Here is an 8820-nt window from a genome sequence, read left to right as displayed (position 1 = left end):
GTATACACCGGATGACCAAAGCCGATCACCACTTCCTTGCGCTCCACGCGGGCCTTGATGTCGGCCTCGGCGTCGTCGGGGCTGTCGTAGCGCTTCTGCACTTCGAAGGCCACTTCATTGGCGCCGCCATGCTTGGGACCGCGCAGCGCGCCGATGCCGCCGGTGATGCAGCTGTACATGTCGCTGCCGGTGCCGGCGATGACGCGGCAGGCGAAGGTGGAGGCGTTGAACTCGTGCTCGGCATACAGGATCAGCGAGGTGTGCATCGCCTTCACCCACGAATCCTGCGGCTTCTCGCCGTGCAGCAGGTGCAGGAAGTGGCCGCCGATGGAGTCGTCGTCGGTTTCCACGTCGATCGCGCGGCCGTTGTGGCTCCAGTGGTACCAGTACAGCAGCATCGAGCCCAGGCAGGCCATCAGCTTGTCGGCGATGTCGCGCGCGCCAGGATGGTTGTGGTCGTCCTTTTCCGGCGACACGCAGCCAAGCACCGACACGCCGGTGCGCATCACGTCCATCGGGTGTGCCGACGGCGGCAGTTCTTCCAGCGCGGCCTTGACCGCGGCCGGGATGCCCCGCAGCGACTTCAGCTTGGCCTTGTAGGCGACCAGCTCGGCGCGGGTCGGCAGCTTGCCGTGCACCAGCAGGTGGGCGATTTCCTCGAACTCGCTGGTATTGGCCAGGTCCAGGATGTCGTAGCCGCGGTAATGCAGGTCGTTGCCGCTACGGCCGACCGTGCACAGCGCGGTGTTGCCGGCGGCGGTGCCGGACAGGGCGACGGATTTCTTCGGCTTGAAGCCGGGGGCGGTGGTTGCTTCGCTCATGATCCCTCCAGAAAACAAATGGTGCGACGTTACTTCTTGGCGGCGAACAACGCATCGAGCTGCTGCTCGAAGGCGTGGTAGCCGATACGGTCATACAGTTCCTCGCGGGTCTGCATCGCCTCCACCACATTACGCTGGTGGCCCTCGCGGCGGATGGTCGCATACACGTTCTCGGCGGCCTTGTTGGCGGCGCGGAACGCGGACAGCGGGAACAGCTGGATGGCCACGCCGGCCGAGGCCAGTTCGTCGCGGCTGAACAGCGGGGTGGCGCCGAACTCGGTGATGTTGGCCAGCACCGGCACCTTCACCGCATCGACGAAGCGGCGGTAGGTCTCCAGGTCATAGGCCGCCTCGGCGAAGATGCCGTCGGCACCGGCCTCTACGCAGGCGATGGCGCGTTCGATCGCCGCGTCCACGCCATCCACCTGGATGGCATCGGTGCGCGCGATCAGGAAGAACGCCGGATCGGTCCTGGCATCGGCGGCAGCCTTGACCCGGTCGACCATCTCGCCCTGCGAGACGATTTCCTTGCCCGGGCGATGACCGCAGCGCTTGGCGCCAACCTGGTCTTCGATGTGGCAGGCAGCCGCACCGGCCTTGATCAGCGACTTCACCGTGCGCGCGATGTTGAACGCGCTGGGGCCGAAGCCGGTGTCGATGTCCACCATCAGCGGCAGGTCGCACACATCGGTGATGCGGCGCACGTCGATGAGCACGTCTTCCAGGGTGTTGATGCCCAGGTCCGGCAGGCCCAGCGAGCCGGCCGCGACGCCGCCGCCGGACAGGTAGATCGCCCGGTAGCCGGCGCGCTTGGCCAGCAGGGCGTGGTTGGCGTTGATCGCGCCGATCACCTGCAACGGCGATTCGGCAGCCAGTGCGGCGCGGAAGCGGGCGCCAGCGGAAGAAACAGGGGTGCTCATGCGGCATTCCATCGTGGTTGACCCGGTTACAGGCGCAAAGGCCGTGCCAAGTGGCAAGTCACTGATTTCATTGAGACGGACGCGGGCAAGAGATGTTTCATGATGCAACATTGAAACCCCTGTAACATGGCTGGAACTGAAACATTGAAACAGCCCCATGTCCATCAGCCTGCCCCGCCACCGTTCACGCCTGCCCGATCCCGACCTCGGCGCCCTGCCGGTGATCTGGACGGTGAGCGTGTCGCGCCTGACCGGCCTGCTCGGCGATGTGATCCCCGAGTTCGATCGCCGCGCACGCATCGTGCCGATCAACCTGGGCTTCGAAGAGGCGGTGGATGTGATCGGCCAACGCCTGCGCCGCGAACACTGCGATGTGGTGATCGCCGGCGGCTCGAACGCGGCCTACCTGCGCGGCCGGCTGGACGTCCCGCTGGTGCCGATCCAGGCAAATGGTTTCGACCTGATGGAAGCGCTGGCGCGCGCGCGCCGGATCGCCCCGCGGATCGGCCTGGTCACCCACGCCACCGATGTGCCCACCTTCGGCAGCTTCCAGCACAGCTTCGGGCTGGACATCGAACACCGCCGCTTCGTCACCCGCGAAGACGCCCGCGACTGCATCGCCGACCTGCGCGCCAACGGCATCGAAGTGATCGTCGGCACCGGCATGGCCATCGACTACGCCGAACAGGTCGGCCTGCCCGGCGTGCTGCTGTACTCGGCCGACTCGGTGCGCCAGGCCTTCGAGCACGCATTGGAGCTGACCCAGACCCTGGCCCGTTCCGGCGCCAGCACGCCGCGCCGACGCGGCCCCTTCAAGCGCCCGGACAGCGACCACGCCCTGCTCGGCGACAGCGCGTCGATGCAGCAGGTACGCGAGCGCATCGCGCTGTACGCCCCGCACGACAGCACCGTGCTGGTGACCGGCGCGACCGGCACCGGCAAGGAACTGGTCGCCCGCCAGCTGCACGCCGGCAGTGGCCGACGCGGGCGCTTCGTGGCGCTCAACTGCGGGGCGATCAGCGAGTCGCTGCTGGAAGCGGAGCTGTTCGGCTACAACGAAGGCGCCTTCACCGGCGCGCGCCGCGGGGGCCGCGTCGGCCTGGTGGAGGCGGCCGATGGCGGCACGCTGTTCCTGGATGAAATCGGCGAACTGCCGCTGCCGTTGCAGACCCGCCTGCTGCGCGTACTGGAAGAACGCGAGGTGCTGCGGGTGGGTGCGACCGAGCCCACGCCGGTTGACGTGCGGGTCATCGCTGCGACCCTGCAGACGCTGGAAGCGCTGGTGGAGGCGCAGCGTTTCCGCCGCGATCTGTATTACCGGCTGGCCGCGCTGCGGATCGCGCTGCCATCCCTGCACGAACGGCGCGAGGATGTGCCGCTGCTGGTGGCGCACTTCTTCCGGCTGCTGGGTGCGATGGACTCGCCCCTAGCACCCGACGCGCTGCAGCGGCTTGGCGAGTACCCATGGCCGGGCAACGTGCGCGAACTGCGCAACATGATCGACCGGCTGCGCATCCATTGGCAGCAGGGGCACGGTGAACTGTCACTGCCGCAGATGCTGCAATGGCTGCCAGAACTGCAGGGGATCCCCGTACGGATCGACGCACCGGGGGCGTTGCCGGCGCTCTGGCCGGTAACGCGCGCGGCCGCACGTCCGCCCGCCGATGAACTCAAGCGGGTCCTTGCCAGCTGTGGCGACAACCGGGAACAGGCCGCGGCACAGCTGGGCGTCTCCCGGACCACGCTGTGGCGCTGGCTGCGAAGCGATCTGGACTGAGTCGCCCGCGGCGGACGACGAACTGCAGGCTGCAGGCTCAGCCGGCGGCGGCGCGAAGGCGCCGCAACGCATGCGGCACCGGTTGCGCGAGGCGGATCGTGCCGGCCCTTACGGGAACAACATCCGCTTGCTCCACTGTCCGTCCGCATCCACCTCATAGCACCAGCGCTCATGCAGGCGGAACTGCGCGCCGTACCAGAACTCGATCCGCTCCGGCACCACGCGCAGCCCACTCCAGCCCTCCGGGCGTGGCACGTCGCGCCCCTCGAAGCTGGCCTCCGTGGTAGCCACGCGCGCGTCGAATTCCTCGCGCGAGGACAGCGTTTTGGACTGCAGCGAGGCCCATGCGCCGATCTGGCTCATGCGCGGACGCGAGGCGAAATACGCATCGGCTTCGGCATCGTCCACCTGCTCCACGCGGCCCTCGATGCGCACCTGGACGCCGGCCTCGCGCAGGCTGCGCCACAGGAACAGCAACGCCGCGCGCGGATTGGCACGCAGTTCGCGGCCCTTGTGGCTGTCCAGGTGCGTGTAGAACACGAAGCCGCGTGCGTCGAACGCCTTGAGCAGCACGGTACGCGCCGACGGCTGGCCGCTGCTGTCGGCAGTAGCCACGGTCATCGCGTTGGGCTCGATTTCCGCGCTGCCCTTGGCTTCCTCGAACAGCGCGGCGAAGGTGGACAGCGCTTGGGTATACAGATCGGTCATGGTTGGTTTCTTGCCACCTGATTTGGGTTTATTGTCACCGCATGCCTACCGCCGCGTACATGCCCAGCACCAAAGGCTTTCCGCACGCGCTCGTCGCGCAGGCGCTGGATGACGCGCTCGGTGCCGGCACCGGGGTGCCAGTATTGGCGATCAGCGGCCTGCAGGGCAGCGGCAAATCGACGCTGGCCGCGCAGGTCGTGGCGCTGGCGCAGGCCCGTGGCCTGCGCGCGGCCATGCTCTCCATCGACGATGTCTACCTGACCCGCGCCCAGCGCCAGCGCCTGGCCCGCGAGGTACATCCGCTGCTGCTCACCCGCGGGCCGCCCGGCACCCACGACCTGCCGCTGGCACATGCCACCTTCGACGCCATCGCCGCGCGCCAGCCGGTCGCGCTGCCGCGCTTCGACAAACTGGCCGACGAACGCGTCGCGCCGGCCCGATGGCCGCGCGTGGACGGCCCCCTGGACCTGCTGGTGTTCGAAGGCTGGTTCCTCGGCACGCCGGCCCAGGCCGAGGCCGACCTGATCACGCCGCTGAACGCCCTGGAACGCGAAGCGGACCCGGACGGACGCTGGCGCCACTGGTGCAACCAGGCACTGGCCGCGGACTATCCCGCGCTGTGGCAGCGCTGCGACCGCCTGTGGTTCCTGCAACCGCCGGACTTCGCGGTGATCCCGCGCTGGCGCTGGCAGCAGGAACAGAACCTGCAGGCTGCGCAACCCGAGCGCAGCAGCATGAGCCGCGCGCAGCTGGAGCGCTTCGTGCAGTACTACGAACGGGTCAGCCGGCAGGCGCTGCGCACCCTGCCCGCCCTGGCCGACCGGGTCATCGCGCTGGACGCACAGCGCCACATCGTGCCGCCGACCTGAGCGCCGGGCGGAAACCGGGATGCCGGGTCAGCTGACCAGGAAGGTCACCCGCAGATTGACCCGCCACTCGGTGATGTTGCCCTCACCATCGGTAACGACCTTGGTTTCATTGATCCAGGCGCCCTGGATGCCCTTGACCGTCTCGGAGACCTTCTTCAGGCCGCTGCGCACGGCGTCCTCGACGCTGGTCGTGGAGGAGGCATTGATCTCGATGATTTTGGCCACTGACATGGGCACGCTCCGGCGATGCGCGGGACATTCCGCGCTCCACACCATGGGGGCCCGGGCGTAAAGGCCGTGGCACGGAGATGTTAGGATCGCGGGTAATGAATCCCGCCCCGAACCTGATCCTGATCGGCCCGATGGGCGCCGGCAAAACCTGCATCGGGCGTCGCCTGGCCGAGCGCTTCACGCTGGCGTTCGTCGACGCCGACCAGGCCATCGTCGATGCCGCCGGCGCCAGCATCGCGACCATCTTCGAGCATTCCGGCGAAGCCGGCTTCCGCCAGCACGAGCGCCAGGTGCTGCAGACACTGCTGGCCGGCCGCAACCAGCTGGTTTCCACCGGGGGCGGCGCGGTGCTGGATGCCGGCAATCGCCAGACCATCGCCGCGCACGGTTTCGTGGTGTACCTGCGGGTCAGCGTGCCGGCCCAGCTGGAACGGCTGGCACGCGACCGCACCCGTCCCCTGTTGCAGCGCCCGGACCGCGAACAGGTGCTGCACGAGATGGCCGCGCTGCGCGATCCGCTGTACCGCGAACTGGCCGACCTCACCCTGGACACCGACCTCTACACGCCCGCCGAGGCCACCGCGCAGCTGGTGCTGCGCCTGGCCGCGCAATGGCAGCGACAGGAAACACCCGCATGACCCCCGCCCCCCGCACCGTCGCCGTTGGCGGCGACACCCCCTACACCATCCATATCGGCCCGGACCTGCTCGGCCAGGGCACGCTGCTCGCCCAGCACGTGCGCGGCCGCCATGTGCTGCTGCTCAGCGATTCGTCGGTGGCGCCGCTGTACCTGGCCGGGGTGACCTCGGCGCTGCGGGCCGCACGCCCGGACCTGCTGATCGGCGAACTGGTGCTGCCGGCCGGGGAAGCCTCCAAGACCCTGGCCAACTTCGGCGCGGCGATCACCGCCCTGGCGGCGCTGGGCGCTACCCGCGATGCCTGCGTCATGGCGCTCGGTGGTGGCGTGGCCGGCGACTTGGCCGGCTTTGCCGCCGCCTGCTGGATGCGCGGGGTGGACTGCGTGCAGTTGCCGACCTCGCTGCTGGCGATGGTCGATTCCTCGGTCGGCGGCAAGACCGCGGTGGACATTCCCGAAGGCAAGAACCTGGTCGGCGCGTTCCACCCGCCGCGCGCGGTGATCGCCGACACCGCGGCCCTGCGTACCCTGCCCCCGCGCGAACTGCGCGCCGGGCTGGCCGAAGTGATCAAGTACGGGGCCATCCGCGACCCGCTGTTCTTCCGCTGGCTGCAGGCCGAGCACGCCGCGCTGCTGGCCGGCGATGACACCGCGTTGGCCCAGGCCATCGCACGCAGCTGCGAACACAAGGCCGAGATCGTCGCCCGCGATCCGCTGGAGAAGGGCGAACGCGCCCTGCTCAACCTCGGCCACACCTTCGGCCACGCCATCGAGACCGAACAGGGCTACGGTGCGCCCGGCAACGACAACCTCAACCACGGCGAAGCGGTTGCGGTGGGCATGGTGCTGGCTGCGCGCCTGTCGGCGCGGCTGGGCATGAGCAGCGAGGCCGACACCTACCAGTTGCGCGACCTGCTGCTGCGCTACGAACTGCCGGTGGAAATTCCCGCTGGCCTGGCCCCCGAAGCGCTGCTGGCGCGCATGCGCCTGGACAAGAAGAACGTCGCCGGTCGCCTGCGCCTGGTGCTGTGGCGCGGCATCGGCCACGCCGAAGTGGTGGCCGACGTCGATGAGGCTGACGTGCTGGACGTGCTCGCCACCGGCTGAGCCTGCGACCGTTGGCCGCAGGCACGGCCGGCCAGCACGGCCTGCCCACACGTTCGCGGCTACAATCGCGCCCATGCGTGTCTTCCTGCAGCAACATCCCAGCGCCACCGAACCGGCCCGCTACCTCCAGCTGACCCTGCAACCGGACCTGTTCGGCGGTTGGGAGCTGCTGCGCGAGTCCGGCCTGGTCGGCGGACGCGCACAGCTGCGTCGAGAGCTGTTCCTGCAGGCCGAGCCGGCCCATCGCGCATTTGAAAAAGCGCGCGACGCCCAGCTCCAGCGCGGCTACCAGATCACCTATACCAGCGGCGTCGCGCCGCGCTGAGCGCGGCCCACCGCCGCTGTACCACTCCGGCCCTGCGCCACCAGATTCCAAGGAAGCGTTGCATGACCAGCCCCTCCCGCCATGATCGCCTGCTGCGCGCGCTGCGCCGCGAACCGGTGGACTGCACCCCCGTCTGGCTGATGCGCCAGGCCGGCCGCTACCTGCCCGAATACCGCGCCACCCGCGCCAAGGCCGGCAGCTTCCTGGCCATGGCCAAGAACCCGGACATCGCCTGCGAAGTCACCCTGCAGCCGCTGCGCCGTTTCGACCTGGACGCGGCGATCCTGTTCTCCGACATCCTCACCATCCCCGATGCGATGGGCTTGGAGCTGTACTTCGTCGACGGCGAAGGCCCCAAGTTCCGCCACCCGGTGCGCGACGCCGCCGCCATCGCCAAACTGGCCGTGCCGGACATGGAAACCGAGCTGCGCTACGTGATGGATGCGGTGCGCGTGATCCGTCGCGAACTGGATGGCAAGGTGCCGCTGATCGGCTTCTCCGGCAGCCCGTGGACGCTGGCCTGCTACATGGTCGAAGGCGGCGGCAGCAAGGACTTCGCCCGCATCAAGGCCATGGCCCTGAACGAACCCGCCGCCCTGCACCAGCTGCTCTCGGTGGTCACCGACGCCGTCATCGCCTACCTCGCCGCCCAACGCGCCGCCGGCGCCCAGGTGCTGCAGGTCTTCGACACCTGGGGCGGCGTGCTCAGCCCCGACATGTACCGTGAATTCTCGCTGCGCTACCTCACCCGCATCGCCCAGGAACTCGAACGTGGCCAGGGCGACCAGCGCACCCCGCTGATCCTGTTCGGCAAGGGCACCGGCCTGCACCTGGCCGACCTGGCCAACACCGGCGCCGACGCCCTCGGCGTCGACTGGACCCTGGACCTGTCCGACGCCGTCGCCCGCACCGGCGGCCGCGTCGCCCTGCAGGGCAACCTCGATCCCGCCACCCTGTACGGCAACCCCGACGCCATCGAACGCGCCGCCGGCCGCGTGCTCGACAGCTACGCCCAAGGCAACGGCGGCTCGCGCGAAGGCCACGTCTTCAACCTCGGCCACGGCATGTCCCCGGACATGAACCCCGAGCACGTCGGCGTGTTGGTGGAAGCGGTGCACCGGTTGAGCCGCCGCTGAAAAACCCGGCAACGTAGAGCCACCCCATGGGTGGCTGCACGCCACGCCGGATCGAAAAGCAGCCACGCATGGCGTGGCTCTACGCCACACATCGCGCACCCGGCAGGTAGAGCCACCCCATGGGTGGCTGCACGGCAACGCCAGATCGAAAAGCAGCCACGCATGGCGTGGCTCTACGCCGCACATCGCGCACCCGGCAGGTAGAGCCACCCCATGGGTGGCTGCACCGCCACACCGGATCGAAAAGCAGCCACGCATGGCGTGGCTCTACGCCACACATCGCGCACCC

General features: G+C 69.0%; 10 protein-coding genes. 6 read left to right on the top strand and 4 right to left on the bottom strand.

The annotated features are described in order from the left end of the window. The coding region (locus tag RTO53_RS09795) for a citrate/2-methylcitrate synthase (protein WP_312237612.1) at positions 1-821 on the bottom strand (821 nt) is incomplete at its 3' end. A 29-nt stretch (positions 822-850) separates the two neighbouring features. After that, positions 851-1741 carry a methylisocitrate lyase gene (prpB, locus tag RTO53_RS09790; protein ID WP_312237611.1) on the bottom strand — a complete coding sequence of 297 codons (891 nt, stop codon included), beginning with the start codon at positions 1739-1741 and terminating at the stop codon, positions 851-853. A gap of 157 nt (positions 1742-1898) precedes the next feature. Here prpB and prpR point away from each other — a divergent pair, with 157 nt between their 5' ends. After that, positions 1899-3518, top strand: coding sequence for a propionate catabolism operon regulatory protein PrpR (prpR, locus tag RTO53_RS09785; RefSeq protein ID WP_312237610.1), 1620 nt, complete (start codon positions 1899-1901; stop codon positions 3516-3518). A gap of 108 nt (positions 3519-3626) precedes the next feature. Here the strand turns inward: prpR and pdxH are convergent, their stop codons facing one another. Next, the gene (gene pdxH, locus RTO53_RS09780; RefSeq protein WP_312237609.1) at positions 3627-4226 is read right to left on the bottom strand and encodes a pyridoxamine 5'-phosphate oxidase; all 600 of its coding nucleotides are present in this window, start codon (positions 4224-4226) and stop codon (positions 3627-3629) included. A gap of 41 nt (positions 4227-4267) precedes the next feature. Here pdxH and RTO53_RS09775 point away from each other — a divergent pair, with 41 nt between their 5' ends. Further along, on the top strand, positions 4268-5095 hold the full coding sequence (locus tag RTO53_RS09775) for a kinase (RefSeq protein WP_312237608.1): 828 nt from the start codon (positions 4268-4270) through the stop codon (positions 5093-5095). 27 nt (positions 5096-5122) lie between these two features. Here RTO53_RS09775 and RTO53_RS09770 read toward each other — a convergent pair whose 3' ends face one another. Then, positions 5123-5326, bottom strand: a complete 204-nt coding sequence (locus RTO53_RS09770; RefSeq protein WP_312237607.1) for a dodecin family protein — start codon at positions 5324-5326, stop codon at positions 5123-5125. Between the two features lie 95 nt (positions 5327-5421). On the opposite strand from RTO53_RS09770, the gene RTO53_RS09765 reads away from it, so the two are divergent. The 4 genes from RTO53_RS09765 to hemE all read left to right on the top strand — a co-directional run bounded on the left by RTO53_RS09765 (position 5422) and on the right by hemE (position 8531). Continuing rightward, positions 5422-5964, top strand: a complete 543-nt coding sequence (locus RTO53_RS09765; RefSeq protein WP_312237606.1) for a shikimate kinase — start codon at positions 5422-5424, stop codon at positions 5962-5964. Continuing rightward, positions 5961-7070 carry a 3-dehydroquinate synthase gene (aroB, locus tag RTO53_RS09760; RefSeq protein WP_312237605.1) on the top strand — a complete coding sequence of 370 codons (1110 nt, stop codon included), beginning with the start codon at positions 5961-5963 and terminating at the stop codon, positions 7068-7070. The genes RTO53_RS09765 and aroB overlap by 4 nt, the downstream gene beginning before the upstream one ends. A gap of 73 nt (positions 7071-7143) precedes the next feature. Then, complete coding sequence (locus tag RTO53_RS09755; RefSeq protein ID WP_312237604.1) at positions 7144-7395, top strand: WGR domain-containing protein; 252 nt, start codon at positions 7144-7146, stop codon at positions 7393-7395. A 62-nt stretch (positions 7396-7457) separates the two neighbouring features. Then, the gene (gene hemE, locus RTO53_RS09750) at positions 7458-8531 is read left to right on the top strand and encodes a uroporphyrinogen decarboxylase (protein ID WP_312237603.1); all 1074 of its coding nucleotides are present in this window, start codon (positions 7458-7460) and stop codon (positions 8529-8531) included. The last annotated feature ends 289 nt before the right edge of the window (positions 8532-8820 follow it).

Origin of the sequence: Stenotrophomonas sp. (genome assembly GCF_031995405.1) — a bacterium.
Lineage (GTDB): Bacteria > Pseudomonadota > Gammaproteobacteria > Xanthomonadales > Xanthomonadaceae > Stenotrophomonas.
This window is presented reverse-complemented; position numbering and strand designations above follow the sequence as displayed.

Bases quoted from the DNA above. Each gene is read 5' to 3' on its own strand.
- prpB (WP_312237611.1), bottom strand. From the start codon at position 1,741: ATGAGCACCCCTGTTTCTTCCGCTGGCGCCCGCTTCCGCGCCGCACTG.
- prpR (WP_312237610.1), top strand. From the start codon at position 1,899: ATGTCCATCAGCCTGCCCCGCCACCGTTCACGCCTGCCCGATCCCGAC.
- pdxH (WP_312237609.1), bottom strand. From the start codon at position 4,226: ATGACCGATCTGTATACCCAAGCGCTGTCCACCTTCGCCGCGCTGTTC.
- RTO53_RS09775 (WP_312237608.1), top strand. From the start codon at position 4,268: ATGCCTACCGCCGCGTACATGCCCAGCACCAAAGGCTTTCCGCACGCG.
- RTO53_RS09770 (WP_312237607.1), bottom strand. From the start codon at position 5,326: ATGTCAGTGGCCAAAATCATCGAGATCAATGCCTCCTCCACGACCAGC.
- RTO53_RS09765 (WP_312237606.1), top strand. From the start codon at position 5,422: ATGAATCCCGCCCCGAACCTGATCCTGATCGGCCCGATGGGCGCCGGC.
- aroB (WP_312237605.1), top strand. From the start codon at position 5,961: ATGACCCCCGCCCCCCGCACCGTCGCCGTTGGCGGCGACACCCCCTAC.
- RTO53_RS09755 (WP_312237604.1), top strand. From the start codon at position 7,144: ATGCGTGTCTTCCTGCAGCAACATCCCAGCGCCACCGAACCGGCCCGC.
- hemE (WP_312237603.1), top strand. From the start codon at position 7,458: ATGACCAGCCCCTCCCGCCATGATCGCCTGCTGCGCGCGCTGCGCCGC.